The organism is Cellulomonas rhizosphaerae (assembly GCF_003470205.1).
Lineage (GTDB): Bacteria > Actinomycetota > Actinomycetes > Actinomycetales > Cellulomonadaceae > Cellulomonas > Cellulomonas rhizosphaerae.
Map to the genome: position 1 here is coordinate 1 of NZ_QWKP01000185.1, position 25,770 is coordinate 25,770.

A 25,770-nucleotide genomic window follows, 5' to 3' on the forward strand; every position below is an offset into this window, starting at 1 on the left:
CCGCCGCCACCGGTGAACGGCTCGATGACGAGCCCGGCCGCGGTCGGCGAGCCGTCGTTGACGAGCGACTCGAAGTTGCCGACGTCGTCGAACGCGAAGGCGTACGCCTTCCCGTCGGCCTGGTTCGCGTGGATGATCCGCGCGTACTGGTTCGTCGGGCTGCTCTTGTAGAACGCCGACGCGTCCGTGCTCGGCTGGGTGTCGACCGTCCCGAGCGTGCCGCGGTTGAGCGCGGCGCACAGGGTGCGGGCGATCGGGCCGACCACGGTGTCGTTCGGTGCTCCGAGCGCGCCGTCGCAGCCCCACACGTCGGCGCTGCTGGGCCGGTTGAACGAGGCCACCTGGGTGCCCGCGCTGTTGGTGAACCTCATGACCGTCCCCGACGTCCGGCCGAAGTACTTCGTGTTCGGCTGGTCCGTGAACGGGACGACCGTGAGCGTCTTCGAGGCGTAGGCGCCCCAGGCCGAGGCGATGTACGAGTCGAGGTAGGTCGTGCTGAACAGGCCCGCGCCCGCCGCCTTGCCCGGCGCGAGGACCCGCAGGACTGTGCCGTCGGACCGCTTGACGACGGTGTTCGCCCACCCGGGCTGCGCCGCGATGCCGTTGATCACGGCGTCGCGGCCGTTGGCGACGAGGTCACCGGTTCGCTTGGTGCCCGACGCGCCGGTCACGGTCACCGCGTGCGGCACCGCGAACATGTCGACCTGCGAGCTGTTCAGCCACAGGCCCGCGTCGTTGTACGTGAACTCGCTCCAGTCGAACAGGATGTCGTGGTTGGCGTCGCCGGACGCCCACGGCGCCGGCTGGACGAGCCCGTCGGGCGTGAGGAAGAACGTGAGCTTCGACCCGAGCGAGAAGTAGATCCGCCCCGAGATCCCGCGCGGCACCTGGATCGCCGTCGAGGAGCCGTTGCCCGGCCCGCCGATCGCGACGTCGGGGGCGGGCGACGGCGGGAGGGAACCCGCCGGCCACGCCGTGAACGTGCCGCCCGCGTTGACGTACCCGAGCTTGCCCGTCGCCAGGTTGGTGCCCAGGACGTACAGGTACACCGCCTCCCCGCGCCCGCTCGAGTTCGTCACCGTGACGGGCAACTTGTCCGGGCCGACCGCCTGGGCCGGTGCCGCGGCGACGAGCGCCGTGGCCGCCGCGACCGCCAGCGCGCTGAGCGCGCCGAGCATGCGTCTGCTGGTCCTCATTGACCTGCTCCTTCGTGGATGGGTGCCGCGGGCGTTCCCCGCGGCATCGGAGGCGACGACGGCCGGGCACGGCCCCCTGGCGTGCCCGGCCCGTCGTCGTCAGGCGTGCAGGGTCCAGCGCTGCGCGCCCGAGCCGTTGCAGTCCCAGATCTGGACCTGCGTGCCGCGGGTCGTGGAGCCCGCGGGGTTGTCGAGGCACCGGTTGGAGGCGGGGTTGTAGTACGACCCGTTGGACTGCGGGATCCACACCTGCGCGCCCGTGTTGTTGCAGTCGTAGAGCTGCACCTTGGTGCCGTTCGCCGTGCCGCCCCCCGTGATGTCGAGGCACTTGCCCTGGACGTGCAGCGTCGTGCCGGCCTGCACGAAGGTCCACTGCTGGGCGATGCTGCCGTTGCAGTCCCAGATCTGGATCCTGTTGCCGTTGGCCGTGCTCGCCGCGTTGTTGTCGAGGCACAGGCCGTTCCCGTTGGTGATCGACTTCCCGCCGCCCGCGGGCGGGGGAGTCGTGCCCCCGCCGGACGTCGCGGCGCTCACGTAGTCGACGACCATCGGCACGCCTGACTGCGTCGCCGCGGTCGGCCCGCCGCCGAACGCCGCGGGGAAGCCGCCGCCGATCGCGACGTTGAGGATCATGAAGAAGCCGTGGTGCGTGGCGTTGTTCCACGTCGTCGCGTCCACCTGGTTGGCGGTGACCGTGAAGAAGTTGTTGCCGTCCAGGTACCAGCGGATCTGCTCGGGCGAGACGCTGCGGTCGAGCTCCATCGCGTAGGTGTGGAACCCGGTCTGGCAGCCGCCGCACGCACGCTGCCCGCTGCCGAGCCCGGTGGTCTCGTTGCACGGGCCGCCGGGTGAGACGCCGCAGTGCAGGGTCGCGAACTCCGAGCTCAGCCCGTTGATGTCCTCCATGATGTCGATCTCGCCGATGCCCGGCCAACCGCTCGCGCCGGTCCCGCGCGCCGCGGCGCCGAGCGACCAGAACGCCGGCCAGTACCCGGCGGCCGCGGCGCCGCTGACATTCGGCTGCTGCAGCGACGCCTCGAGCCGGAGCTTGCCGCCGGCGGGTGCGGCGAAGTCGGTGCGCTGGGTCTCGACCCGCCCGCTCGTCCACCGCCCGGCGCCGTCGCGGATCGGCTTGATGACCAGGTGCCCCGAGCCGCCCTGGTAGACGTTCGCGGTGCTGTTGGTCATCGTCTCGATCTCACCCGTGCCCCACCCGGCCGCTCCGCCGGGGTAGCCGGTGCCGATGTCGTAGAGCCAGCTGCTGGTGTTGAGGCCGGTGTTGGCGGCGCCGGTGAAGTCGTCGGCGAACACCTGCGTCCAGCCGGACGGCGGGGGTGGGACGGCCGCCTGGGCGCTGGTGGTGCCGAGCGTGCCGATCACGGCGAGCGCGGCGACACCCGCAAGGGCGCGCAACGCACGACGACGGCGACGGGAGATTCCGAGCATGGCTCTACCTCTTCGCGGTGATGGGTACAGCAGTGGTGGGGAACGGAGCCCGAGCGTCCGGGTGCGGGCGCGGCGCTGCCCCGGCCGTCGCACGACGGCGCGCGGGTGCGCAGGCGGTGGCGCGGGCCGGGGTGCCGCCCGCGCGTGACGAGAGCGGCTCACTGCCTCCGGCGGTGCAGGACGGGGCTGGCGAGGCTGATCAGCTCGCGCGCCTGGGCGGCGAACCAGTGCCCGGCGGCCGGGTCGGCGCTGCCGCGCTCGGGGTCGATCGGGCCGCCGGTGCCGCGGAAGCACTCGCCGTCGGACTCGCCGGGCACCTTGATCCAGAGGAAGGCGTCGGCGAGCTCGCTGCCCGTGCGCGTCGTCGGGCGGACCCCGAGGCCGCGCCCCGGCGGGTTGCACCACGTCTCCGCGTCCGTGTACTTCCCGGCGGGCGCGGTCCACGCGCCCTGACCGTTGCGGCTCGTGTCGACGACGAAGTGCGTGGTCGGGCGGACGCCGCCGAGGACCAGGTCGTAGCGCGAGCTGATCCCGGCTGTGTTGAGCGTCGGGTCGGTCGCGGTGTCGCTCCACACGCCGGTGTTCCTCAGCGAGACGCCGGTCCAGTCGTTGGCGGGGCCGCCGCTCCAGTACTGGTGCCCGCAGCTCGCGAAGTCGCCGGGGGAGACCTGGGTGACGTAGGCGATGCACGACGAGATCCACGTGCCGTACTGCACGTCGTTCTGCGTGTACTCGTAGTTCGACACGTTGAGGAAGAAGCCGTCCGCGCGCTGCACGCCGGCCTTGATCAGCCGGTCCGCGGACTCGCTCGCGGGCAGCCACGACGGACCGGTGCCGTCGAGGTACACGACCGCGTTCGGCTGGGCCTTGAGCGCGTCGACCGCGTAGTTCAGCACCTCGAACCGTTGCGCGACGGCCGTCGCGGGGTCGAGCGACGCGGGTCGGCAGCTCTCCGCGACGCCGTCGAGCGTCGTGTACCAGGGGATCACGCCGAGGCCGTCGGGCTCCAGGACGACGACGGCCTTCCTCGAGCCGATGCCCGCGGCGAACGCGTCGATCCAGGCCTTGTACGCGGCCACGTCCGCGGCCCCGCCGGCCGAGTACAGCGCGCAGTCGCGGAACGGCACGTCGTACGCGACGAGCACCGGCACCTGCCGACCCGCGCGGGTCACCAGCGAGCGCACGTCCTTCCGCACCTGCGACGGCGTCCCGCCCGTGAACCACGTGGCGCTGGGGATCGACGCGAGCAGCCTCGCATCCCGCTTCGCCTGGCCGTGCAGCGACCGCGCGGCCTGCGCGGTCGAGCTGGCCGGGTCGACGTAGAACCGCGCACCCGGGTGCAGGACGTCGTTCGCGGCCCACGCGGACGTGCCGCCGAGCCCGACGACGAGCACGCACGCGGCCAGGGCCGCGAGGATCCTGCGGGAACGGGGGCGTGCAGCCATGCGGGCTTCTCCTCGGGTGCGACCGGCCGCGCGGCACTGCGCGGCATGGCGGAGGGGGAAACTGGAAGCGCTTCCAGTTGCTCCCGGCCATAGTGGTCGCTGTCCTCGCGGGCGTCAAGACCCGACATTTCCGACCAGTCAGTCAGCGAAGCGGTGGTGGTGCCGAGCTCCGCACCACGAGGTGCGTCGGCACGATGAGCGGGCTCGGCCGCTCGCCGGCGATGAGGCGGACCATCATCTTGGCCATCTCCTGGCCGAGCGCCTGGATCGGCTGGTGGATCGTCGTGAGGTCGGGCTCGGTCTGCGCCGCGATCGTGAGGTCGTCGAAACCGACGACCGCGACGTCGTCCGGCACGGACCGCCCGGCCGCGCGAAGCGCGCCCAGCGCACCCGCGGCCATGTTGTCCGAACCCGCGAACACTGCGTCGAGGTCCGGGTGGCGCTCGAGCAGCCGCGCCATCGCGAGCGCGCCGCCGTGCGGCGTGAAGTCGGCCGTCGCGATGCGCGACGAGTCGAGCCCGGCGACCGCCATCGCGTCGGTGAACCCGCGGTGCCGGTCGACCGTCGACTGCAGGTCCATCGGCCCGGCGATCATCGCGATGCGACGCCGACCGAGCGCGATGAGGTGCTCCGCCGCGAGGCGCCCGCCGCCGCGGTTGTCGGCGTCGACGTACCAGGTGGGTTCCGCGCCCAGCGGTCGCCCGCAGAACACCACGGGCAGGTCGGTCATGTGCGCGACCGCCCCGAGCCAGTCGTCGCCGCCCGGTGCGATCACGAGGAACCCGTCGGAGCGGCGCGAGCGCAGGGTCCGCTTGAGCCGGTCGCGGCCCTGGGCGGACGCCGCGAGCATGAGCGTGAGGTCGAGGTCGGCGCGGTCGAGCTCGGCCGCCACGCCCAGGATGATCTGCGCGTAGAACGGGTCGACGAACAGGGCGGGGTCGTCGTTGGCCACCGCGAGGACGACAGCCCCCGCGTGGCTCGTCGCCAGGGCCCGGGCCGTGGCGTTGGGGACATAGCCGAGGTCGCGGACCGCCTTCATCACCGCGTCGCGCTTGGCCCGGCTGACGTTCGGCCCGTTGTTCACCGCGCGGGACGCCGCCGACCGGGAGACGCCGGCCAGGAGCGCGACCTCGTCGAGGGTCGGCTGCCGGCGGGGCGGTTCCATGGCGTGCGGGCCTTCCTCGGGTGCGGCGGGTGAGCCCTCACGGTAGCGGCGGGCCCCTGGTGGCCCGCCCGAGCCGGCGCGGGTGAAGTCTGCGACTACGGTGGGGCTCGAGGTCGGCGCCGTGCCGTCGAGGGAGCGTGGCACGTGTCCGACGAGGGGCCGACGAGACGAGCCGGGCGCGCCCGCTTCGAGGAGCTGGACTGGCAGGAGACGCCCATCGGGGCGATCAGCCTGCGCCGCCGCATCGAGCCGACCACGGGCCGCGAGGTGCACGAGGTCAAGATCGACGACGACTTCCTCATGTCCAGCCTCTTCGTCGACGCGGAGGTCGCGCTGGCCGACATCGGCCTCGACCGCCTCGCCGGTCGCACCGACCTCGTGGTCGTCGTCGGCGGCCTGGGGCTCGGCTACACCGCCCGCGCCGTGCTCGACCACCCCGGCGTGGGTGCGCTCGTCGTGGTCGACTTCCTGGCGCCCGTCATCGACTGGCACCGGCGCAGCCTCGTGCCGCTGGGCGCGGGCCTCGTCGGCGACCAGCGCTGCCGCCTCGTGCAGGGCGACTTCTTCGCGCTGGCCGCGGCCGAGCAGGGCTTCGACCTCGGCCAGCCGCGGCGGCTCGTCGACGCGATCCTCGTCGACATCGACCACTCGCCGCGGCACCTGCTCGCGCCGCAGAACGCGCCGTTCTACACGGCCGACGGGCTGCGCAAGCTCCGCAGGCAGCTCCGCCCCGGCGGGGTGTTCGCGCTGTGGTCGAACGACCCGCCCGACGAGCCGTTCGTCGCGACCCTGGCCGAGGCCTTCGACGACGTCGCCGCGCACGTGGTCGCGTTCGACAACCCGCTGCAGGACCGCGAGGCGACGAACACGGTCTACGTGGCGAGCGCCTGACTCAGCCGTCGAGGCGTTCGGCGACGTCCGCGGGGAACCCGCCGGTCGCGATCGGGCCCCAACGCGTCGGCGTGATCCGGATGAGCGACTTGCCCTGCGTCCGCATCGCCGAGCGGTACTCGTCCCAGTCCGGGTGCTCGCCGGCGATACACCGGTAGTAGTCGACGAGCGCGTCCTCGGCCTCGGGCATGTGCAGGACCTCGGCCTCGCCGTCGAGCTGCACCCAGGCGCCGCCGAAGTCGTCGGACAGCACGCACACGCTCACGCGGGGGTCGCGCTCGGCATTGAGGGCCTTCGCGCGGCCGGGGTACGTCGAGACGACCAGGCGCCCCTGCTCGTCGACGCCGCCGCTGACCGGCGAGACCTGCGGCCGGCCGTCCTGCCGGGTCGTGACCAGGACGAAGTGGTGCCGGTCGCGGACGAACGCGAGCAGCTCGGGCAGGTCGACGGTGCGCGTGGTCGCGATGGTGCGGGGCATGGGACCACGGTAGGCCGGTCAGCCCTGGCGCGGCGTCCCCGTGATGATGGCGCGGAGCTGCTCGACGGGGAGCTTGGGCACGCGGTCCGCGGTGACCAGGCCGTTGGTCTCCTGCAGCGTGTCGGCGAGCTGCGTGTAGCAGAAGCCCGCGAGCACCTCGCTCGCGTGCACGGCGTCCAGCAGTCCTCCCAGGCGGTCGGCGAAGTCGGCGGGGCTCGTCGCGGCGGAGTATCCCCACGCGTCGTCGACCGCATCGACGTCGTACGAGATCCCGCCGAACTCCGTGAGCATCACGGGCGCGTCCTCGACGTCACCGGAGAGCACGAGCTGCCGACCGGCGGGCCCGATGCCGGCCACCATCGCGTCGATCGCCGTCCGGTCGCGGTAGCGGGGCCCCACGACGGCGGGGTCCGAGGCGTAGTCGTGGATCGCGACGATGTCGGTGTCGACCTGCTCCCAGCCGTCGTTCGAGACCACGGGGCGGGTCGGGTCGAGGGCCTTGGTGAGGTCGACGAGCGCCCGGGCGTAGTGCTGCATGCGCGGGACCCGGGCGATGTGCTGGACGCCCCAGCTCTCGTTGAGGGGCACCCAGGTGACGATGCTCGGGTGCGAGAAGTCGCGGTGCACGATCGCGAGCCACTCGTTGACCGTGCGCTCGACCGACAGCGTCGAGTACGTGAAGCTGGCTGGCGCCTCGCCCCAGACGAGCAGCCCGAGCCGGTCGGTCCAGTACAGGAAGCGGGGGTCCTCGAACTTCTGGTGGACGCGCGTCGCGTTGAAACCGAGGTCCTTGATGAGCTGGGCCTCGGCACGCAGGGCGTCGGCCGACGGCGCCGCGAGGTGCGACTGCGGCCAGTACCCCTGGTTGAGCACGGACCGCACGGAGTACGGCCGGTCGTTGAGCAGGAACCGCCCGCGCGCGACGTGCGCGGTCCGGAGCCCGACGTACGACGAGGCGCGGTCGTCGCCGACGTCGATCAGCGCGTCGACCAGGTGCGGGTGCTCGGGCGACCAGAGCAGCTCCTCGTACGCCTGGCCGTTGGTCAGCGCGGGCACGGTCAGGACGGCGGTGACGTCGGCGCCGGTCGCGGTGGTCGACGCCTCCGCGAGGTGGGTGTCGCCGTGGCGCAGCGCGATCCGCACCGGGATCGGCTCGACCGGCGCGGACGTGAGGCGGAGCTCGGCGGTCACCGTCGCCGTGTCGGGCGCCACGGTCCAGTGCACCGAGTCGATGCCGACGGCCGGTACCGACTCGAGCCACACGGGCTGCCAGATGCCGCTCGTACGGTGGTACCAGATCACGTGCGGCTGCTCGCGCCAGTCCTGCTTGCCGCGGGGCTGGGAGACGTCGTGCGGGTCGTCCTCGGTCCGGACGACGACCACGTTCTCGTCGCCGTCGAGCACGTCCGTGACGTCGAACGAGAACGGCGTGTGGCCGCCCTCGTGCGTGCCGACGAGGTGGCCGTCGACCCAGACGTGGCAGCGGAAGTCGACGGCGCCGAACCGCAGCACCAGCCGGTCGCCCGGCGCGTGGCCGGTCGCGGCGCGGTCCGCGGCCGACAGCGTCCGCCGGTACCAGGCGACGTGGTGGTACGTCGTGTCGCCCACGCCCGAGGCGGGCGACTCCGGCGGGTAGGGGACGACGATCTCGGCGTCGGACGCCGGCCAGTCGAGCCACCACCGCTCGCGCAGTCCCTGGTCCTGGTCGTCGAACGTGAACCGCCAGGGGCCGGTCAGATCGACCCAGTGGGCCCGCACGAGCTGGGGCCGGGGGTACGTCCCGTCCTGGGTGCTGGCAACGGGGCGCGCGTGGTCGTCATCGATCATGCCCTCAGCATGACCGAAGATTTCAGCGCTGTAAATGCCGGGTCAGAGAACGGGCGTGCTCTCGCGGACGACGAGGCGGTGGGAGACCGTCTCGTGGCGCCCCATGCCCTCGTACCCGTCGATCCGCTCGAGCAGCAGCGTGAGCGCGCGCTCGGCGAGCGCCTCGAGGTCGGGGGAGACGGTCGTGAGGCTGGGGAACGTGACCGCGCTGAGCCGGATGTCGTCCCAGCCGGTCACGGCGACGTCCTGCGGCACCCGCACGCCGCGCTCCTGCAGGGCGCGCAGGGTGCCGATCGCGGCGAGGTCGTCGCGGCAGACGAGGGCGTCGACGTCGAGCCCGCCGTCGAGTGCGGCGCCCACCGCGCGCACCGCGCCGGCTGCGGAGATCTCGTCGGTCGCGATGAGCAGGCCGGGCTCGGGGGTCAGGCGGTGGTCCTCGAGCGCCTGCTGGTAGCCGGCGATGCGCTGCCGGGACGTCTCCGTCAGGCCCGAGCTCTCGTTCCCCACGAAGCCGACCCGACGGCGCCCACCTGCGAGGACGTGCTCGGTGACCTCGCGCGCGGCCGTGACGTTCTCGATCATCACGCGGTCCATCGTCAGCGGCGCCGCGGTCTCGCCGAGCAGCACGATCGGCAGCTCGGTGCGGTGCCGCGCGATCTCGGTCGAGCTCATCACGCTCGGCTGGAACAGGACGCCGTCCACGAGCCCCTGCTCGGAGTTGGCGACCAGTGAGCGCTCGCCCTCGAGCGTCCCCTCGGTCTCCTTGATGAGCACCTGGTAGTCGTGACGCAGGGCGATCCGGGACACCACGCGCGACAGCTCGGCGAAGTACGGGATGCTCACGTCGCTGAACGCCAGGGCGACGAGCCCGGTGCGTCCCGTCGCGAGGCGCCGGCCCATCATGTTGGGCCGGTAGCCCAGCTCGTCGATCGCCCGCTGCACGCGCTCGCGCATCTTCTCGGAGACGTGCGGGGCGTCGCGCACGACGTTGGAGACGGTCTTCATCGACACGCCCGCGCGCTCGGCGACGTCCTGCAGCCGGACCCGTGCCATGACACCCCTCCTCGAGGCGCTCCCTGCGCCGGGCACACCCTAGCGGCGGGACGCTCGGCGGCCCCGGGGGCCCGCCGCGTCGATTGCCGCAACCACTTGACCGTCCGATTCTAGCGCTGTAAATTCCGGAAGCAGGGCCGCGTGGATGCGGCCACGCCACGCGCCACGGTCGCGTCGAGACTCAAAGGAGAGTTCGCATGAGGAAGTCAGTAGCCAGAGGGTTGAGCGCCGGGCTCGTCGCCGTCGTCAGCCTCACCCTGGCGGCATGCTCGGGCTCGGGTTCCGACTCGGGGGGCAGCGACGGCGCGGTCACCGGGAACGGGACGTACGACGGCCCGAAGGTCGACATCACGTTCTGGCACGGCTGGACCGGCGGCGCAGCGCCGACTCTGGTCCCCAAGCTCATCGACAAGTTCAACGCCGAGCACGACAACATCGTGGTCAAGGCCGTCCCGCAGGAGTGGGCGGACATCTCCGCGAAGCTGCCGCTCGCGATCAAGGCCGGCAAGGGCCCCGACGTCGCGGTGCTGCACGGTGACGACCTGGCCACCTACGCCGCGCAGAAGCTCCTGCTCAAGGCGGACGACATCGTCGACTCGCTGGGCTACTCGGCCGCGGACTTCCCCCCGGGCGTCTACGACAAGGGCAACTACCAGGGCGCGCAGTACGCCGTGCCGTGGAGCGTGACGCCGCTCGGCCTCTACGTGAACAAGGACGTCCTGGCGAAGGCCTCGCTCACGGACATCCCCACCGACAAGGCGGGGTACGAGGCCGCGCTGAAGGCGCTCAAGGCCGCCGGCGTGCAGGGCGAGTGGGTCGACGGGTACGTGTTCACCGGCACCTTCGAGTTCCAGAGCCTGCTGTGGCAGTTCGGCGGTGACCTCTACAACAAGGACATCACCGAGGCGACCTTCAACTCCGAGGCCGGCGTCAAGGCGCTGACCTGGATGCGCAGCCTGATCGACAACGGCTACAGCCCGGCGAACGTGGCGCAGGACGGCAACATCAAGGCCCTGCTCGCCAACGAGACGGCGTTCAACTGGAACGGCGTGTGGCAGACGACCAACACCGCGTTCGACGGTCTGCAGTGGGCTGCCGCGCCCGTGCCGCAGATCGGCGACGAGAAGGCCGTGTGGTCCTCGTCGACCCACTGGGTCTTCCCCGCGAACAAGGGGCAGGACGCCAACAAGACCGCCGCCGCGGCGACGTTCGTGAAGTGGATGAACGACAACTCGGCCGGCTGGGCCGAGACCGGCGAGCTCCCGGGCGCCAACACCGTGCGCGACGACCCGTCGCTCGTGGCGAAGTACCCGAACCTCAAGCCGTTCATCGACGAGCTGCCGTACGCACACTACGAGACGGTCTCGCCCGGCATCAACGAGGCCAACGCGCTCATCACGACGGCGATCAACGAGGCGCTGACCGGGAAGAAGACCCCGCAGGCGGCGCTCGACGACGCGAAGGCCAAGGCCGACAAGATCCTCGAGCAGAACCGCGCGAAGTACGGTGACTGACTCCGTCACCGCAGTGTCCGCCTCCCCCCGGCGCACCAGCGCCGGGGGGAGCGGTCCCCGCGCGGGGACGACGGCACGGCGTCGGCGTCGGACGCTGACGGCGTACCTGTTCCTGGCGCCCTTCCTCGTGCTGTTCATCGGGTTCGTCCTGGCACCGGCCGTGTACGGGCTCTGGATCAGCTTCACCGACTGGAGCCCGTTCCGGGACGTGCAGCACTTCATCGGGCTGCAGAACTACGCGGACCTGTTCACGCCCGGGTCGACGACGTCCGGGGACTTCTGGAGCTCGATGCGGGCCACCGCGATCTTCGTCGTCGCGAGCGTGCCGTTCCTCGTCGTGGTCCCGCTGCTCGTCGCTGTTCTCCTGAACCAGAAGCTGCGCGCCGCGAGCACGTTCCGCACCATCTTCTTCGCGCCCTACGTGCTGGGCGTCGCCGTCGTCGGCCTGATCTGGGGCTACGTGCTCGACACGCAGTCCGGCATCCTCAACCACCTGCTGCACGCGGTGGGCATCCGGGGCGACATCCCCTGGACCGTCGACGTGCCGTGGGCGTGGGTGTCGCTCGTCGGCGTCACGGTCTGGTGGACCTCGGGCCTGAACACCGTGATCTTCCTGGCCGGGCTCAAGGGCATCAACTCCGAGCTCTACGAGGCGGCGTCTCTCGACGGTGCCGGCCGGTTCCGCTCGTTCACCAACGTGACCCTGCCCGGCCTGCGCCCCGTGATGCTGTTCATCACGACGACGACCGTCCTGGCCTCGGCCAACATGTTCGGCCAGTCGTACCTGCTGACCACCGGCGGACCGGGCAACGACACCCGCACGGTGATCATGTACATCGCCGACCAGGGCCTGTCCCAGAACAACATGGCCCCCGCGGCCGCGATGAGCTACGTGCTGTTCGCGTTCCTCGCCGTCGTGAGCATCGTGAACTTCCGCCTGCAGCGGGAGCGCGTCGAGAAGAGGAGAACCCGATGACGGCGACCGTCGCGGACGTCCGCCGCCGCCCGTCGACCCGGCGGATCACCGCCCGGGCCGTCCTGTACGCGCTGCTGATCGTGCTCGCGCTGATCGTCGTGCTGCCCCTGGTCTGGATGGTGCTGACGTCGTTCAAGACCGACGCGGACGCGATCCGGCACCCGTACTCGCTGCCCAGCCCGTTCTCGCTCGACGCCTACCGGAACCTGGCCAGCGGTCAGCAGCCGATCCTGCGCTGGCTGTGGAACTCGTTCTCCGCGGCGGCCATCCAGACGATCCTCATCCTGGTCACCGCGTCGATGGGCGCGTACGCGCTGGCGCGCATGGAGTTCGCGGGCAAGAAGGTCGTCTTCGGCCTGATCATCTCGACGCTGCTCGTCCCGCCCGTCGTATTCCTCATCCCGAACTACCTGATCGTCCAGAACCTCGGGTGGCTCGACACGATCCTCGCGATCACGGTTCCCGGTGCGGCGGGTGCGTTCGGCATCTTCTTCCTGCGCCAGTTCTTCGTCGGGCTGCCGCTGGAGATCGAGGAGGCCGCGCGCATCGACGGCGCAGGCGACTTCCGCATCTTCGTGCAGATCGTCCTGCCGCTCGCGCGCCCGGCCCTGGCCACGCTCGCGGTGCTCTCGTTCCTCAACAACTGGAACGACTTCCTCTGGCCGGTCTACGTGCTGCTCTCTCCCGAGCACATGACGCTGCAGCCGGGCCTGTCGATGCTGCAGGGCGCGTACCGCACGCACTTCGCGATCGTCATGGCGGGGGCCGTCATCGCGTCCGTGCCCGTGCTCGCGGTGTTCGCGGTCGCGCAGCGCCAGATCGTCGACTCGGTCACGGGCGCGGCGGTGAAGGGGTGAGGCGCTTGTCCACCTTCCTGCTCGTCGCGGCCGTCGTCGGCCTCGCGGCCTGCAGCTCCGGACCGGACGCTCCCGTCCCGAGCGCGACCACGGCACCCGCCGGCGCGCCGCTGATCGACGAGGACTTCCCGGACCCGGACGTCGTCGCGGTCGACGACGCCTGGCTCGCTTTCGCCACCGGAACCTCGGGCCTCAACATCCGCGTCGCGCAGAGCCCTGACCTCGCGAGCTGGACCGTCGAGCGCCGCGACGCGCTGCCCGTGCTCCCGGCCTGGGCCTCCGCCGGGCGCACATGGGCGCCGGACGTGTCCCAGCGCGCCGACGGCACCTGGGTCATGTACGTGACCGCCCAGGACACCGACTCGGGCCGCCAGTGCATCGGCGTCGCGACGAGCGCCGAGGCGGACGGCACGTACGCGCCCGCGTCCGACGAGCCGCTGGTGTGCCCGGTCGACGTCGGGGGAGCGATCGACCCGAGCACCTTCACCGACGACGACGGCACGCGCTACCTGCTGTGGAAGACGGACGGCAACTGCTGCGGGCTGAACACCTGGATCGAGATCTCCCGGCTCAGCGGCGACGGCCTCTCGCTCGTCGGCGAGCCCACCCGACTGCTCCGCCAGGACCAGGCGTGGGAGGGGAACCTCGTCGAGGCTCCCGTGCTCGTGCGGCACGACGACGAGTACGCGCTGCTGTACTCCGCCAACGACTACGGCGGCGACTCCTACGCGACCGGCGTCGCGCGCTCGACGACCCTGCTCGGCCCGTACACGAAGCAACCCGAGCCGCTGCTCTCGACGTCGGGCTCGGGTGGCCTGTTCCGCGGTCCGGGTGGGCAGGACGTGGTCCGCACCGACGACGGCGACGTCCTGGTCTTCCACGCGTGGGACGAGCTGTACACCTACCGGGCGATGCACAGCGTGCCGCTGACGTGGGGCGCGGACGGGTCGCTGTCGGTCGTGCTGCCGAGCTCCTAGCCTCGCGCCGGGACCTGCGTGGTCATGACGCAGTTTCCTTGGCCCTTGGGCCGCAGGTACGTGAACCCGAGCTGCTCGTACATCGTCCGCGTCGCGTTGTAGAGGAACGACGCCGACGTCTTCTTGTCCGGCGGCAGGTCGTGCGGGTATGACTCGACCAGGCCCCCTCCGGCCTCGGCGATCAGCGCGAGCGCGCCGCGGACGGCGACGGACGCGAGGCCTTGGCGTCGGTAGTGGCGGTCGACGAACAGGCACGTGATCCGGAAGTCCGGCATCGCCTGGACGGTCCGCTCCCACTCCTTGCGATGCTGGATGTTCGGCAGCTCCCCGACCGTCCCGTACTCGGCCCAGGCGACCGCGACGTCGCCGTCGAACACGAGGGCCGCGTGCGCGCGACCGGCCTCGACGAGCAGGCGCTTGAACTCGCGGTTGCCGAGCGCGCGCCGCTCCTCGGTCGGGTCGGGGTACAGGTGGAAGTAGGTGCACCAGCAGCCGCCCCAGACGCCGTTGTGGCGCTCCGCGAGGCCCGCGAACGCGTCCCAGGTCGCGGGGCTGAGCGGTTCGATCCGATATCCCTCGACGACGAGGTCGCGGTCACCCATCTCGTGAAGATACAAGAAAGCCCCGGCCGGAGCCGGGGCTGACCTGCAGACAAGCTGGTGGGCGATACTGGGATCGAACCAGTGACCTCTTCCGTGTCAGGGAAGCGCGCTACCGCTGCGCCAATCGCCCATCGTTAAAGCTGCGAGGTGGAGATGGGATTCGAACCCACGTATACGGCTTTGCAGGCCGCTGCCTCGCCACTCGGCCACTCCACCTTGAGACCGCAGTCCCGCGCGGCCTGGGCCGAGAAGGAATGTCTCCGAGCGGACGACGGGATTCGAACCCGCGACCCTCACCTTGGCAAGGTGATGCTCTACCACTGAGCCACGTCCGCACGCACGTCCCCCGGTTCTCACCGGCGTTCCGTGTGCGTCCCAGACTCTAACCGAGTCTTGCGGCGATCGTCCAACTGGCTCCCGCCACCCCGATGATCCTGCGGATCCAGCCCTCGTTCTGGGGCTCGCCGCGGCCTCGATAGCGTGTGCACATGCCGGATCAGCCACCACGCGCGCCGGGCCGAGCCTGGTTCGCGGGCGTCGAGCTCGCGGGCGTCACGGACGTCATCGACGTCTGTGACCAGCCAGAACGCCTTCGCGAGCCCGGTTGGTGGGTCGTCGTGGGGGAGTTCGACGGGCGTGTGCGGGCGTGGAGGTTCGACGAGGCGACGAGTGCGCCGGAGCCGGCACCGCACGAGCCGGTGACAGGAACGTGGCGCTCGTCACTCGACCACGACGCGTACGTCCGCGCGGTCGAGGACGTGCGCGGGCGGATCCTCGAGGGCGACGTCTACCAGGCCAACATCTGCCGGGTCATGAGCGTAGACGTGCCCCAGGAGCCGGACGCACGGGCGCTCGCGCACGTGCTCGCGCGCGGCAACCCCGCGCCGTACGCCGGCGGCGTCCAGGTGGACGGCGCGTGGGTCGTGTGCGCGTCGCCCGAGCTGTACCTGCGGATCGACGGCGACGTGGTCACCTCCGCCCCCATCAAGGGGACCGCGCCCACGCGCGCGGGGCTGACCGCCAAGGACCGCGCCGAGAACGTGATGATCACCGACCTGGTCCGCAACGACCTGCAGCACGTCTGCGAGCCCGGCACGGTCGAGGTGACGACGCTCCTGGGCATCGAGGAGCACCCAGGCCTGGCGCACCTCGTCTCGACGGTCCAGGGCCGGCTCGTCGGCGCGTCCGACGACGACCTGTGGGCGCGGCTGCTGGACGCCACCTACCCGCCCGGGTCGGTCTCCGGAGCGCCCAAGTCCTCTGCCCTGCGGATCATCGGCGAGCTCGAGCCCGTCGAGCGCGGGCCGTACTGCGGCGCGTTCGGGTGGGTGCACGTCGACGACGACGGCCGCACCCGCGCGGAGCTCGCCGTGGCGATCCGCACCTTCTGGTGGGCGGACGGCGTGCTGCGGTTCGGCACGGGTGCGGGGATCACGTGGGGGAGCGACGCCGAGGCGGAGTGGGCCGAGACCCAGCTCAAGGCGGCGCGCCTGGTCGGCCTCGCGTCGGGGACGACCGACCCGGTGACAGACTGACCTCATGAGTGTGGTGATCTGGGCAGCAGGGCGGCTGCAGGAGTCCGACGAGCTCGTCGCGACCGGCGTGGACCACGGCCTGACGGTCGGTGACGGGGTCTTCGAGACGTGCGCGGTCTACGGCGGGCAGGCCTTCGCCCTCACGCGGCACCTGCGGCGGCTGGGGCGCTCGGCCGCCGGGCTGGGGTTGCCCGAGCCCGACGAGGACGAGGTCCGCACCGCCACCGCGGCGGTGCTGGCCGCCGCGCCCGACGCGGGCCGCCTGCGCATCACCTACACCGGCGGTCCCGGGCCGCTGGGCTCGAACCGCCTCCCGGTGGCCGAGCAGCGCCCCACGCTCGTCGTGCTGGCCGGGCCCGCCACCCGCGCGCAGACCTCGCGCGCCGTGCGCGTGCCCTGGGTCCGCAACGAGCGCTCGGCCGTCGCCGGCCTCAAGACGATCTCCTACGCCGAGAATGTCGTCGCCCTGGCGGAGGCGTACCGCCAGGGGGCCGACGAGGCCATCCTGGCGAACACCGTCGGCGAGCTGTGCGAGGGCACGGGCTCGAACGTGGTGGTCGAGCGCGACGGGGTGCTGCTCACGCCGCCGCTGGCCAGCGGGTGCCTCGCGGGGATCACGCGCGAGCTGCTGCTCGAGTGGGCCGCGGACGCGGGCCTGCCGGCACGCGAGGAGGCGCTGCCGTACGAGGTGCTCGACGAGGTGCTCGCGGGATCCGCCCACCTGACCCTGAGCGGATCCATCCGCAACGTCTCGCCCGTCGCGTCGCTGGACGGCACGTCGGTGGCGCTCGGCCCGGTCTCGGTGGAGATGCAGCGCGTGTTCCAGGAGCGCGCCGCCGACGACGTCGACCCCTGACGTGCGACGACCGGCCCCGCCAGCAGGCGGAACCGGTCGCGGAGCGTGGGGTTCAGGCGGTGAGGAGCGCCGCGATGAGTGCCGTGATCTCGGACTCCATGCGGTCGCTCTCGGTGCCGATCGGCACGAGCGCCTCGGTGCCGGCCAGGAACCGGACGATGGGCTCGCTCGGGGCGGCGAGCAACGCGCTGCCCTCGACGCCGCTGAGCGACACGAGCGTGTAGTCGGGGTCTTCGTCGCGCCACACCTGGACGTCGCCCGTGCCCGCCGGGGCCTCGGAGGTCGCGTGCATCCCCAGGGAGAGGAGCTCGCGGCCGACGAGCCACGTCGACATCGTGTGCGGACCGGTGAAGACGGCGCGCACGGTGTACGGGTCGGACGTCCGGAATGACAGCTCCGCGCTGACCGGGATGACGCTCGCGTCGGAACCGATCAGCTGCATGGCGACGACCTCGACGACGTCGTATGGCTGAGTCATCGGGTCCTCCTGGTCCTGAGTACGAGATGTCGGACACTGCGGTCAAGGGCTGCAGGTCCCACTATGGCAGCGCCGCCCCGATTTTGACGGTTCTCCGGGCGATGTTCACCCAGACGTACGCCCACGAATGGGGTGCAACGACCCAGACCTCGCACGGAGAGCGCTTCCACCCCATCGGTTCGGAATCTGCGCTCATTATGGGTAGCATCCTTCCTCGACGTCACCCACGGGTGACCGTGACCGTCGCAAGACGGTGACGGGCGATTGGCTCAGTTGGTAGAGCGCCTCGTTCACACCGAGGAGGTCATCGGTTCGAGTCCGGTATCGCCCACCATCACCGCACGAGGCTCCCTCTCCGGAGGGGGCCTCGCGTGCTTTCCGGCCCTCCTGACAGGCATAAGGCGCGGGTGTCGTGGGCCTGCGCCGGTAGCATCGTCAGCGGCCCACCGCACGGGTGGGCAGCCACGAACGGAGACTGACCCGGTGCCCGAGCTGCTGACCCTCACCGTCGACGGAACTGCGACCACGGTGGAGCCGGGGACGACGGGTGCGGACCTGTTCGGCAAGCGCCGCGACGTCCTCGTCGTCCGCGTGGACGGCGAGCTGCGGGACCTGCACCTGCCGCTCAACGACGCCAAGGTCGTCGAGTCCGTGACGATCGACGAGCCCGACGGCCTGGCCGTGCTGCGGCACTCGGCCGCGCACGTGCTCGCGCAGGCGGTCCAGGAGGTCAACCCGACCGCCAAGCTCGGCATCGGACCGCCGATCACCGACGGCTTCTACTACGACTTCGACGTCGACACCCCGTTCACCCCCGAGGACCTCAAGGCGATCGAGAAGGTGATGGGCCGCATCGTCAAGGAGGGCCAGACCTTCCGGCGCTGGGACGTCACCGAGGCCGAGGCGCGCGCCGAGCTGCGCGAGGAGCCGTACAAGCTCGAGCTCATCGGCCTCAAGGGCGACCCCGGCGCGGCCGACGGCGCCTCGGTCGAGGTCGGCCTGGGCGGCCTGTCGATCTACCAGAACGTGCGCGGCGCCGGCCGCGAGACCGAGGCCGTCGTGTGGCAGGACCTGTGCCGCGGGCCTCACGTCCCGAGCACCCGCGTGCTCGGCAACGGCTTCCAGCTGACCCGCAGCGCTGCCGCCTACTGGCGCGGCAGCGAGAAGAACCCGCAGCTGCAGCGCGTGTACGGCACCGCGTGGCCGACGAAGGAGGAGCTGCGCGCGCACCTCGAGCGCATCGCCGAGGCCGAGCGCCGCGACCACCGCAAGCTCGGCAACGAGCTCGACCTGTTCTCCTTCCCCGAGGAGATCGGCTCCGGCCTGGCCGTGTTCCACCCCAAGGGCGGCGTGATCCGCATGGAGATGGAGCACTACTCCCGGCAGCGGCACGTGGAGGCGGGCTACTCGTTCGTCAACACCCCGCACATCACCAAGGAGCAGCTCTTCCAGATCTCGGGTCACCTCGACTGGTACGCCGATGGCATGTACCCGCCGATGACCCTCGACGAGGAGCGCGACGCCGAGGGCAACATCCGCAAGCAGGGGCAGAACTACTACCTCAAGCCGATGAACTGCCCGATGCACAACCTGATCTTCGCGGCGCGCGGCCGGTCCTACCGCGAGCTGCCGCTGCGGCTGTTCGAGTTCGGCACCGTGTACCGGTACGAGAAGTCGGGCGTCGTGCACGGCATGACCCGCGCCCGCGGGTTCACCCAGGACGACGCGCACATCTACACCACGCGCGAGCAGATGAAGGAGGAGCTGACCAGCCTGCTCACCTTCGTCCTCGACCTGCTCAAGGACTACGGCCTCGACGACTTCTACCTCGAGCTGTCGACGAAGAACCCGGAGAAGTCCGTGGGCGACGACGCGACCTGGGAGGAGGCCACCGAGACCCTGCGCCAGGTGGCCACCGAGTCGGGCCTCGACCTGGTCCCGGACCCGGGCGGCGCCGCGTTCTACGGCCCGAAGATCTCCGTGCAGGCCAAGGACGCGCTCGGCCGCACCTGGCAGATGTCGACCATCCAGCTCGACTTCAACCTGCCCGAGCGGTTCGACCTCGAGTACACCGCGTCGGACGGCTCCCGCCAGCGGCCCGTGATGATCCACCGCGCGCTGTTCGGGTCGATCGAGCGGTTCTTCGCGGTCCTGACCGAGCACTACGCGGGTGCGTTCCCGGCCTGGCTCGCGCCTGTCCAGGTGCTCGCGGTCCCGGTCGCCGAGCCGTTCGAGGGCTACCTCGACGAGATCGTCGGCCGGCTGCGTGAGCAGGGGATCCGTGCCGAGGTCGACCGCAGCGACGACCGGTTCGGCAAGAAGATCCGCAACGCGAGCACGCAGAAGATCCCGTTCGTGCTCATCGCGGGTGGCGAGGACGCCGAGGCCGGCGCGGTCTCGTTCCGGTACCGCGACGGGCGCCAGGACAACGGCGTGCCGGTCGCCGAGGCGATCGAGCGCATCGTCACCGCGGTGCGCGAGCGCGTGCAGGTCTGAGGCGTGGCGAGCCACGAGCGGGCCGACGACCTCGCCGGTGAGCCCGACGGCTTCGACCGGCTGTGGACCCCGCACCGGATGGCGTACATCCGGGGCGAGGGCAAGCCTGCGGACAAGGAGGCCGGCCCCGGCTGCCCGTTCTGCCGGGTCTCCGAGGTGTCCGACGAGGAGGGGCTGGTCGTCGCGCGCGGCGAGGTGGCCTTCGTCGTGCTCAACCTCTACCCCTACAACGCGGGGCACCTGCTCGTGTGCCCGTACCGCCACGTCGCCGACTACACGGACCTGACGCCCGACGAGGTCGCGGAGGTCGCCGACCTCACGCGGACCGCGATGCGGGTCATCCGCGAGGTGTCCGCGCCTGCGGGATTCAACCTGGGGATGAACCAGGGCCAGGTCGCCGGCGCGGGCATCGACGCGCACCTGCACCAGCACGTCGTGCCGCGCTGGGGCGGCGACGCCAACTTCCTGCCGATCGTCGCGCGCACGCGTGCACTGCCCGAGCTGCTGGCCGACACGCGGGCCCGGCTGGCCGCGGTGTGGCCCACCGACGAGCTCCACGTGAAGGGATGATCGACCCGTGCTGAACCGACTCCGCGGGGTGATGACGCGCATCTTCACGCCCGTCGCCGACGCCCTGCTCCGCGCGGGCGTCTTGCCGGACGCCGTGACGATCACCGGGACGCTCGTCGTCGTCGTGACCGCGCTGTGGGCGTACCCGACGGGGAACCTGCTGCTCGGCACGATCATCATCGGGGTGTTCGCGCTCACCGACTCGCTCGACGGTGTCATGGCCCGGCGCGCCGGCCGATCCGGCCCGTGGGGCGCGTTCCTCGACTCGACGCTCGACCGGTTCGCCGACGCGGCGATCTTCGGCGGGCTCGTCCTCTGGTTCTTCGGAGACGGCGACGACCGCCTCAGCGCCGTCCTCGCGCTGGCGTGCCTGATCCTCGGGTCGATCGTGCCCTACGCCCGCGCCCGCGCCGAGGGGCTCGGGATGACCGCCTCGGGCGGCATCGCCGAGCGTGCCGACCGGCTGGTGCTGGTGCTGGTGGCCACCGGGCTCGTCGGGTTCGGGGTGCCGGACGTCGTGCTCACGGTGGTGCTCGGCCTCCTGGCCGTCGCGTCCGCCGTGACCGTCGTGCAGCGCATGGCGATGGTGCACGCCCAGGCGACGCGGGCGGCCGAGTGAACGTCGCAGGCCTGTACTCGTTCGCGTGGCGGGTCGCGGGCAGGCTGCCCGGCTCTGTGGTCCGCGGGTTGTGCGCGGTGGCCGCCGACGTGACGTGGCTGCTGCGTCGCGGCGGCGTGGTCCAGCTCGAGGCGAACTACGCGCGCGTGCGGCCCGATCTCAACGCGCGCGAGGTCCGTCGGCTCGGCCGCGTCGGCATGCGCTCCTACATGCGGTACTTCGGCGAGGCGTTCACGCTCCGGTCGCTCACCCCGGCGCAGATCGATGCGCGCGTGCGGGCCACCGGCGTCGAGGCCGTGCAGGCCGCGCTCGACGAGGGGCAGGGGCTCGTCCTGGCGCTGGGCCACCTCGGCAACTGGGACCTGGCCGGTGCGTGGGCCACGCGCAACCTCGCGGCGGTCACGACGGTCGCCGAGCGGCTCAAGCCCGAGGAGCTGTTCCAGGAGTTCCTCGCGTTCCGCGAGTCCATCGGCCTGCGCATCCTCGCCCTCGGCGACGGCGACGTCTTCCGCGACCTCGTGCGCACCGCGCGGGCCGGCACCGTGCTCATCCCGCTGCTGGCTGACCGCGACCTGACCGCGAAAGGCATCGAGGTCGACCTCGCGGGCCACCGGGCGCGCGTCGCCGCCGGTCCCGCCGCCCTCGCGGTGACCGCGAAGGCAGCGCTGCTCACGACCGTCATCACCTACGAGCGGCTGCACGGCGAGCGCCGCCGTGCCGCCGGGTCGCCGTGGGGGATCCACATCGCGTTCGGCCCGCTCATCCGCCCGCGAGACGACCTGGCCCGCGCCGACCAGGTCCGCGCGCTGACGCAGTCCTGGGTCGACGACCTGGCCGAGGGCATCCGCCAAGACCCGCAGGACTGGCACATGCTGCAGAAGGTCTTCATCGCCGACCTCGACCCCGCGCGGTACGCCGAGACGCTCGCGCAGGAGGCCTCGGCATGAGCACGCCCGTGACCCGGCCGCTGCGCGTCGGCATCGTCTGCCCGTACTCGTTCGACGTGCCGGGCGGCGTGCAGTTCCACGTGCGCGACCTGGCCGAGGCGCTGCTCGCGCGCGGCCACGACGTGTCGGTGCTCGCGCCGGCCGACGACGAGACGCCCGTGCCGCCGTACCTCACGGCCGCCGGCCGCGCGGTGCCGGTCCGCTACAACGGCTCGGTCGCCCGCCTCTCGTTCGGCCCGGTGACCGCGGCGCGCGCCCGCAAGTGGCTCTCGGCCGGCCAGTTCGACGTGCTGCACCTGCACGAGCCCGTCACGCCCAGCCTGTCGATGCTCGCGCTGTGGATCGCCGACGGCCCGGTCGTCGCCACGTTCCACACGTCGATGGAGCGGTCCCGGCCGCTGCAGGTCGCGTTCCCGCTTGTGCGGCAGTCGATGGAGAAGATCGCCGCGCGCATCGCGGTCTCGGAGGACGCCCGCCGCACGCTCGTCGAGCACCTCGGCGGCGACGCGGTCGTCATCCCCAACGGCGTGTACGTCGACCAGTTCGCCGACGCGCAGCCCGACCCGCGCTGGACCGGCACGCCCGAGCGGCCCACGCTCGCGTTCCTCGGCCGGCTCGACGAGAGCCGCAAGGGGCTGGCGGTCATGCTCGGCGCGGTGCGCGAGGTCCTGGCGCACGTGCCGGGTGCGCGCTTCCTCGTGGCCGGGCGCGGCGAGACCGGCGAGCAGCAGGCTCGCGAGCTCCTGGGCGACCAGGCCGGTGCGGTCGAGTTCTTGGGCGGGGTGTCCGACGAGGACAAGGCCCGGCTGCTGTCGTCGGTCGACGTCTACATCGCCCCGCAGACCGGGGGAGAGAGCTTCGGCATCGTGCTCGTCGAGGCGATGAGCGCGGGCGCGGCCGTCGTGGCCAGCGACCTCGGTGCGTTCTCCCGCGTGCTCGACGACGGCGCGGCCGGCGTGCTGTTCCGCACGGGCGACTCGGCGGACCTGGCCCGGACGCTCGTCGAGGTGCTCGGCGACCCGGACCGTCGCGCGACGGTCGTCGCGCGGGCAAGCTCCGTGGTGCGGCGCTACGACTGGTCGGCCGTGACGGACCAGGTGCTCGCCGTGTACGAGATGGCGGTCGCCGGGCGCGACGCCCCGGTCGGCGAGGACCCGTCGTCGCTGCGCGGTGCACGGCTGCTCGAGATGCGCCGCGGCTGGGGGGAGAACCGATGAGCTGGTCCGAGACGCTGGTCCTCGTCGTCGGCCTCCTGGCCCTGCTCGGCTGGTGGCTGTGGGTCACCGCCTCGCGGCTCGACCGGCTGCACCGCAAGGTCGGCGCCGCACGCGCCGTCGTCGACACCCAGCTCATCCGTCGCGCGACCGTCACGGCCGAGCTCGCGACCTCCGCGCTGCTCGACCCGGTCAGCTCGGTCCTGGTCGGCGAGGCCGCATGGGCCGCGCTGGCGGCGGGCGGCAGCGACGCCGAGACGACTCCCGGGTTGCCCGACGAGCTGTGGACGCTGCTCGCGGCGGACCCGCGCGGACCCGTCGAGCGGTCGTCGCTGGCGGAGCAGATCTCCGAGCGCGGCCGCATCGAGAGCGAGCTGTCCGCGACGCTGCGCGAGGTGCTCGCCGACGAGGCCGAGGTGGCCGCGCTGCGTGCCGAGCCGGGCGGCGAGGAGATCCTCGCGGACCTCGGGTCCGCCTGGTACCGCGTGCAGATCTCCCGCCGGTTCCACAACGAGGCCGTGGCCCAGACCCGCCGGATGCGGCGCGGCGTCGCGGTGCGCGTGTTCCGGCTCGCGGGCCACGCGCCCGAGCCCCGGACGCTCGAGCTCGACGACGAGTGGCCCGACGCGCTCGGACGGCCCGGAGTCCGGGCCGCGGAGAAGTCCTCCGGCGCCTGAGACGCGCGCCGGGAGCCACCTGCCCACGCATTACGATGGGCTCAGCGGGTCGCCGGTCGTGCGGCCCCTCCCACACCGCACCACTGATCTGTGAGGCTTGACGTGACCAGCGAGAACACCCAGCCCACCACCGGCACGGCGCGCGTCAAGCGCGGCATGGCCGAGATGCTCAAGGGCGGCGTCATCATGGACGTCGTCAACGCGGAGCAGGCCAAGATCGCCGAGGACGCGGGCGCGGTCGCCGTCATGGCGCTCGAGCGGGTCCCCGCCGACATCCGCGCCCAGGGCGGCGTCGCGCGCATGAGCGACCCCGACCTGATCGACGGCATCATCGAGGCCGTCTCCATCCCCGTGATGGCCAAGGCGCGCATCGGCCACTTCGTCGAGGCGCAGGTCCTGCAGTCGCTCGGCGTCGACTACATCGACGAGTCCGAGGTGCTGACCCCGGCCGACTACGAGCACCACATCGACAAGTGGGCCTTCACGGTTCCCTTCGTCTGCGGCGCCACCAACCTGGGCGAGGCCCTGCGTCGCATCACCGAGGGCGCGGCGATGATCCGCTCCAAGGGTGAGGCCGGCACGGGCGACGTCTCGAACGCCACGACCCACATGCGCACCCTGCGCGACCAGATCCGCCGCCTGACCTCGCTGCCGGAGGACGAGCTGTTCGTCGCCGCGAAGGAGCTGCAGGCGCCGTACGAGCTGGTCAAGGAGGTCGCGGCGGCCGGCAAGCTCCCCGTGGTGCTGTTCACCGCGGGCGGCATCGCCACCCCGTCGGACGCCGCGATGATGATGCAGCTCGGCGCCGAGGGCGTGTTCGTCGGCTCGGGCATCTTCAAGTCGGGCAACCCGGCCGAGCGCGCCGCCGCGATCGTCAAGGCGACCACGTTCTTCGACGACCCCGACGTGATCGCCAAGGTCTCACGCGGACTGGGTGAGGCCATGGTCGGCATCAACGTCGAGGACGTGCCGGAGCCCCACCGCCTCGCCGAGCGCGGTTGGTGACCTCGAACGACGCAGTGCCGGAGGCCGTGGGTGCGCCCGCGGCCTCTGGCTTGCCTCCGGAGTGGGTGCGGGGCGACGACGGCCTGCTGTTCCGCCGTGCCGCGCGCGTGATCCTGCTCGACGAGAGGGACCGCGTGCTGCTCATCCGGGGGCACGACCAGGACCAGCCCGAGCGCTCGTGGTGGTTCACGATCGGCGGCGGGATCGACGCGGGGGAGTCGTCGGCCGAGGCCGCCCTGCGCGAGGTGCGCGAGGAGACGGGCGTGGTGCTGCACGCCGACGAGCTCGTCGGGCCCGTGTTCACGCGCTCGGCGATCTTCGACTTCTTCTCCCAGCACTGCCGCCAGGACGAGGTCATCTACCTCGCGCGGATCCCGGGCTCCTCGTTCGTCGGCACCGACCGGTCCGGGTGGACCGCGCTCGAGCAGGACGTCATCGACGAGCTCGCGTGGTGGTCGCTCGACGACCTGGCCGCGGTCGACCTCGAGGTGTTCCCCGAGGGTCTGGTCGACCTGGTCCGCGGGCTGCTGCCCGTCTGGGACGGGGCGATCGTTCACCTGGGACTCGCGCGGGAGTAGACCGCTTCGCTCGTCCACAGGCCGCCTGATGTGGTGTCGGTGGTCGGTCGTACAGTTGTTCGAGTCGAGTTCGAACGGCTGGGGAGGCGTCGATGGGTCTGCCGGGTGGGTTTGTGGAGTCGAGTCGTGCTGCGACCGCGGGTGGGTCGTTGCCTGCGGTCGATCCTGATCCGATCGTGCTGCCTGCTGATGCTTATGAGGCGTCGCCTGGTCGGGTGGTGCCGACGTTCCCGGTGCGGGCGACGTTGACGCAGGTCGCGGGCCTGCTCGAAGGGCTGGATCTGGCGTCGTTGTCGACGGCGGAGCTGGTCGAGGTGGCGGCGGGCTGGGCGCAGGCCGCCGCGATGGTGGCGGCCCGGCAGGCTGAG

The 25,770-nt window shown here is 71.9% G+C and carries 25 protein-coding genes and 4 tRNA genes; 17 read left to right on the forward strand and 12 right to left on the reverse strand.

Annotated elements, in window-relative coordinates; translation table 11 throughout:
- The 4 genes from D1825_RS08660 to D1825_RS08675 form a co-directional block, all read right to left on the reverse strand.
- A partial coding sequence (locus tag D1825_RS08660) for a beta-1,3-glucanase family protein (protein WP_118767050.1) occupies window positions 1-1,196 on the reverse strand: 1,196 nt, incomplete at its 3' end.
- Between the two features lie 99 nt (window positions 1,197-1,295).
- Window positions 1,296-2,642 carry a ricin-type beta-trefoil lectin domain protein gene (locus D1825_RS08665; protein WP_118767029.1) on the reverse strand — a complete coding sequence of 449 codons (1,347 nt, stop codon included), beginning with the start codon at window positions 2,640-2,642 and terminating at the stop codon, window positions 1,296-1,298.
- A 158-nt stretch (window positions 2,643-2,800) separates the two neighbouring features.
- Window positions 2,801-4,087, reverse strand: a complete 1,287-nt coding sequence (locus D1825_RS08670; RefSeq protein ID WP_118767030.1) for a glycoside hydrolase family 6 protein — start codon at window positions 4,085-4,087, stop codon at window positions 2,801-2,803.
- Between the two features lie 142 nt (window positions 4,088-4,229).
- Window positions 4,230-5,252 carry a LacI family DNA-binding transcriptional regulator gene (locus D1825_RS08675; RefSeq protein ID WP_118767031.1) on the reverse strand — a complete coding sequence of 341 codons (1,023 nt, stop codon included), beginning with the start codon at window positions 5,250-5,252 and terminating at the stop codon, window positions 4,230-4,232.
- A 144-nt stretch (window positions 5,253-5,396) separates the two neighbouring features.
- Here D1825_RS08675 and D1825_RS08680 point away from each other — a divergent pair, with 144 nt between their 5' ends.
- The gene (locus D1825_RS08680; protein ID WP_118767032.1) at window positions 5,397-6,143 is read left to right on the forward strand and encodes a spermine/spermidine synthase domain-containing protein; all 747 of its coding nucleotides are present in this window, start codon (window positions 5,397-5,399) and stop codon (window positions 6,141-6,143) included.
- A 1-nt stretch (window position 6,144) separates the two neighbouring features.
- On the opposite strand, the gene D1825_RS08685 is transcribed toward D1825_RS08680, so the two are convergent.
- The 3 genes from D1825_RS08685 to D1825_RS08695 are packed head-to-tail and all read right to left on the reverse strand — an operon-like array spanning window position 6,145 to window position 9,501.
- Entirely contained in the window at window positions 6,145-6,621 is a 477-nt protein-coding gene (locus D1825_RS08685; RefSeq protein ID WP_118767033.1) for a PPOX class F420-dependent oxidoreductase, read from the reverse strand.
- An 18-nt stretch (window positions 6,622-6,639) separates the two neighbouring features.
- Entirely contained in the window at window positions 6,640-8,448 is a 1,809-nt protein-coding gene (locus D1825_RS08690) for a glycoside hydrolase family 2 protein (protein WP_118767034.1), read from the reverse strand.
- A gap of 42 nt (window positions 8,449-8,490) precedes the next feature.
- Complete coding sequence (locus D1825_RS08695) at window positions 8,491-9,501, reverse strand: LacI family DNA-binding transcriptional regulator (RefSeq protein ID WP_118767035.1); 1,011 nt, start codon at window positions 9,499-9,501, stop codon at window positions 8,491-8,493.
- A 197-nt stretch (window positions 9,502-9,698) separates the two neighbouring features.
- Here D1825_RS08695 and D1825_RS08700 point away from each other — a divergent pair, with 197 nt between their 5' ends.
- From D1825_RS08700 to D1825_RS08715, 4 genes are read left to right on the forward strand one after another with little or no spacing between them, the layout of a single operon-like run.
- A complete protein-coding gene (locus D1825_RS08700) occupies window positions 9,699-11,015 on the forward strand; it encodes an ABC transporter substrate-binding protein (protein ID WP_118767036.1) in 1,317 nt (438 codons plus the stop codon).
- Window positions 11,008-11,991 carry a carbohydrate ABC transporter permease gene (locus D1825_RS08705; RefSeq protein ID WP_118767037.1) on the forward strand — a complete coding sequence of 328 codons (984 nt, stop codon included), beginning with the start codon at window positions 11,008-11,010 and terminating at the stop codon, window positions 11,989-11,991. Before D1825_RS08700 ends, D1825_RS08705 begins: the two co-directional genes overlap by 8 nt.
- Window positions 11,988-12,848, forward strand: a complete 861-nt coding sequence (locus D1825_RS08710) for a carbohydrate ABC transporter permease (RefSeq protein ID WP_118767038.1) — start codon at window positions 11,988-11,990, stop codon at window positions 12,846-12,848. Before D1825_RS08705 ends, D1825_RS08710 begins: the two co-directional genes overlap by 4 nt.
- Window positions 12,845-13,825 (forward strand): glycoside hydrolase family 43 protein, encoded by a 981-nt coding sequence (locus tag D1825_RS08715; protein WP_118767039.1) that lies wholly within the window; start codon window positions 12,845-12,847, stop codon window positions 13,823-13,825. Before D1825_RS08710 ends, D1825_RS08715 begins: the two co-directional genes overlap by 4 nt.
- Here D1825_RS08715 and D1825_RS08720 read toward each other — a convergent pair.
- From D1825_RS08720 to D1825_RS08735, 4 genes are all read right to left on the reverse strand, one after another.
- Window positions 13,822-14,427: a GNAT family N-acetyltransferase gene (locus D1825_RS08720; RefSeq protein ID WP_118767040.1), complete on the reverse strand. Its 606-nt coding sequence runs from the start codon at window positions 14,425-14,427 to the stop codon at window positions 13,822-13,824. The genes D1825_RS08715 and D1825_RS08720 overlap by 4 nt on opposite strands.
- Window positions 14,428-14,482: 55 nt before the next feature.
- A tRNA-Val gene (locus tag D1825_RS08725) sits at window positions 14,483-14,557 on the reverse strand.
- Between the two features lie 15 nt (window positions 14,558-14,572).
- Window positions 14,573-14,643: transfer RNA gene (locus D1825_RS08730), tRNA-Cys, on the reverse strand.
- Between the two features lie 47 nt (window positions 14,644-14,690).
- Window positions 14,691-14,762 (reverse strand) — tRNA-Gly (locus tag D1825_RS08735).
- Window positions 14,763-14,915: 153 nt separating this feature from the next.
- Between D1825_RS08735 and D1825_RS08740 the strand changes: the two genes are divergently transcribed.
- Both D1825_RS08740 and D1825_RS08745 read left to right on the forward strand, forming a co-directional pair.
- Window positions 14,916-15,962 (forward strand): chorismate-binding protein, encoded by a 1,047-nt coding sequence (locus D1825_RS08740; RefSeq protein ID WP_118767051.1) that lies wholly within the window; start codon window positions 14,916-14,918, stop codon window positions 15,960-15,962.
- A 4-nt stretch (window positions 15,963-15,966) separates the two neighbouring features.
- Window positions 15,967-16,818, forward strand: a complete 852-nt coding sequence (locus D1825_RS08745; RefSeq protein WP_118767041.1) for an aminotransferase class IV — start codon at window positions 15,967-15,969, stop codon at window positions 16,816-16,818.
- A 52-nt stretch (window positions 16,819-16,870) separates the two neighbouring features.
- On the opposite strand, the gene D1825_RS08750 is transcribed toward D1825_RS08745, so the two are convergent.
- Window positions 16,871-17,296: an SsgA family sporulation/cell division regulator gene (locus D1825_RS08750; RefSeq protein WP_118767042.1), complete on the reverse strand. Its 426-nt coding sequence runs from the start codon at window positions 17,294-17,296 to the stop codon at window positions 16,871-16,873.
- Window positions 17,297-17,554: 258 nt separating this feature from the next.
- Between D1825_RS08750 and D1825_RS08755 the strand changes: the two genes are divergently transcribed.
- From D1825_RS08755 to D1825_RS17980, 10 genes are all read left to right on the forward strand, one after another.
- A tRNA-Val gene (locus tag D1825_RS08755) sits at window positions 17,555-17,630 on the forward strand.
- Window positions 17,631-17,779: 149 nt separating this feature from the next.
- Window positions 17,780-19,792: a threonine--tRNA ligase gene (gene thrS, locus D1825_RS08760; protein WP_158580705.1), complete on the forward strand. Its 2,013-nt coding sequence runs from the start codon at window positions 17,780-17,782 to the stop codon at window positions 19,790-19,792.
- Between the two features lie 3 nt (window positions 19,793-19,795).
- Entirely contained in the window at window positions 19,796-20,362 is a 567-nt protein-coding gene (locus tag D1825_RS08765) for an HIT family protein (RefSeq protein ID WP_233549755.1), read from the forward strand.
- A gap of 7 nt (window positions 20,363-20,369) precedes the next feature.
- Complete coding sequence (pgsA, locus tag D1825_RS08770; protein WP_118767044.1) at window positions 20,370-20,981, forward strand: phosphatidylinositol phosphate synthase; 612 nt, start codon at window positions 20,370-20,372, stop codon at window positions 20,979-20,981.
- The gene (locus D1825_RS08775; protein ID WP_118767045.1) at window positions 20,978-21,928 is read left to right on the forward strand and encodes a phosphatidylinositol mannoside acyltransferase; all 951 of its coding nucleotides are present in this window, start codon (window positions 20,978-20,980) and stop codon (window positions 21,926-21,928) included. The genes pgsA and D1825_RS08775 overlap by 4 nt, the downstream gene beginning before the upstream one ends.
- 20 nt (window positions 21,929-21,948) lie before the next feature.
- Entirely contained in the window at window positions 21,949-23,145 is a 1,197-nt protein-coding gene (locus tag D1825_RS08780; protein ID WP_199721544.1) for a glycosyltransferase family 4 protein, read from the forward strand.
- Window positions 23,142-23,819, forward strand: coding sequence for a hypothetical protein (locus D1825_RS08785; RefSeq protein WP_118767047.1), 678 nt, complete (start codon window positions 23,142-23,144; stop codon window positions 23,817-23,819). The genes D1825_RS08780 and D1825_RS08785 overlap by 4 nt, the downstream gene beginning before the upstream one ends.
- A gap of 102 nt (window positions 23,820-23,921) precedes the next feature.
- Entirely contained in the window at window positions 23,922-24,824 is a 903-nt protein-coding gene (gene pdxS / locus D1825_RS08790; RefSeq protein ID WP_199721543.1) for a pyridoxal 5'-phosphate synthase lyase subunit PdxS, read from the forward strand.
- Window positions 24,821-25,402 (forward strand): NUDIX hydrolase, encoded by a 582-nt coding sequence (locus D1825_RS08795; RefSeq protein WP_118767049.1) that lies wholly within the window; start codon window positions 24,821-24,823, stop codon window positions 25,400-25,402. Before pdxS ends, D1825_RS08795 begins: the two co-directional genes overlap by 4 nt.
- 149 nt (window positions 25,403-25,551) lie before the next feature.
- Window positions 25,552-25,770 (forward strand): hypothetical protein (locus D1825_RS17980; protein ID WP_147356258.1); only part of this gene is annotated, 219 nt, incomplete at its 3' end.

Bases quoted from the DNA above. Each gene is read 5' to 3' on its own strand.
- D1825_RS08670 (WP_118767030.1), bottom strand. From the start codon at position 4,087: ATGGCTGCACGCCCCCGTTCCCGCAGGATCCTCGCGGCCCTGGCCGCG.
- D1825_RS08675 (WP_118767031.1), bottom strand. From the start codon at position 5,252: ATGGAACCGCCCCGCCGGCAGCCGACCCTCGACGAGGTCGCGCTCCTG.
- D1825_RS08785 (WP_118767047.1), top strand. From the start codon at position 23,142: ATGAGCTGGTCCGAGACGCTGGTCCTCGTCGTCGGCCTCCTGGCCCTG.
- D1825_RS08720 (WP_118767040.1), bottom strand. From the start codon at position 14,427: ATGGGTGACCGCGACCTCGTCGTCGAGGGATATCGGATCGAACCGCTC.
- D1825_RS08690 (WP_118767034.1), bottom strand. From the start codon at position 8,448: ATGATCGATGACGACCACGCGCGCCCCGTTGCCAGCACCCAGGACGGG.
- D1825_RS08740 (WP_118767051.1), top strand. From the start codon at position 14,916: ATGCCGGATCAGCCACCACGCGCGCCGGGCCGAGCCTGGTTCGCGGGC.
- D1825_RS08745 (WP_118767041.1), top strand. From the start codon at position 15,967: ATGAGTGTGGTGATCTGGGCAGCAGGGCGGCTGCAGGAGTCCGACGAG.
- D1825_RS08685 (WP_118767033.1), bottom strand. From the start codon at position 6,621: ATGCCCCGCACCATCGCGACCACGCGCACCGTCGACCTGCCCGAGCTG.
- D1825_RS08710 (WP_118767038.1), top strand. From the start codon at position 11,988: ATGACGGCGACCGTCGCGGACGTCCGCCGCCGCCCGTCGACCCGGCGG.
- D1825_RS08695 (WP_118767035.1), bottom strand. From the start codon at position 9,501: ATGGCACGGGTCCGGCTGCAGGACGTCGCCGAGCGCGCGGGCGTGTCG.
- D1825_RS08700 (WP_118767036.1), top strand. From the start codon at position 9,699: ATGAGGAAGTCAGTAGCCAGAGGGTTGAGCGCCGGGCTCGTCGCCGTC.
- D1825_RS08665 (WP_118767029.1), bottom strand. From the start codon at position 2,642: ATGCTCGGAATCTCCCGTCGCCGTCGTCGTGCGTTGCGCGCCCTTGCG.
- D1825_RS08750 (WP_118767042.1), bottom strand. From the start codon at position 17,296: ATGACTCAGCCATACGACGTCGTCGAGGTCGTCGCCATGCAGCTGATC.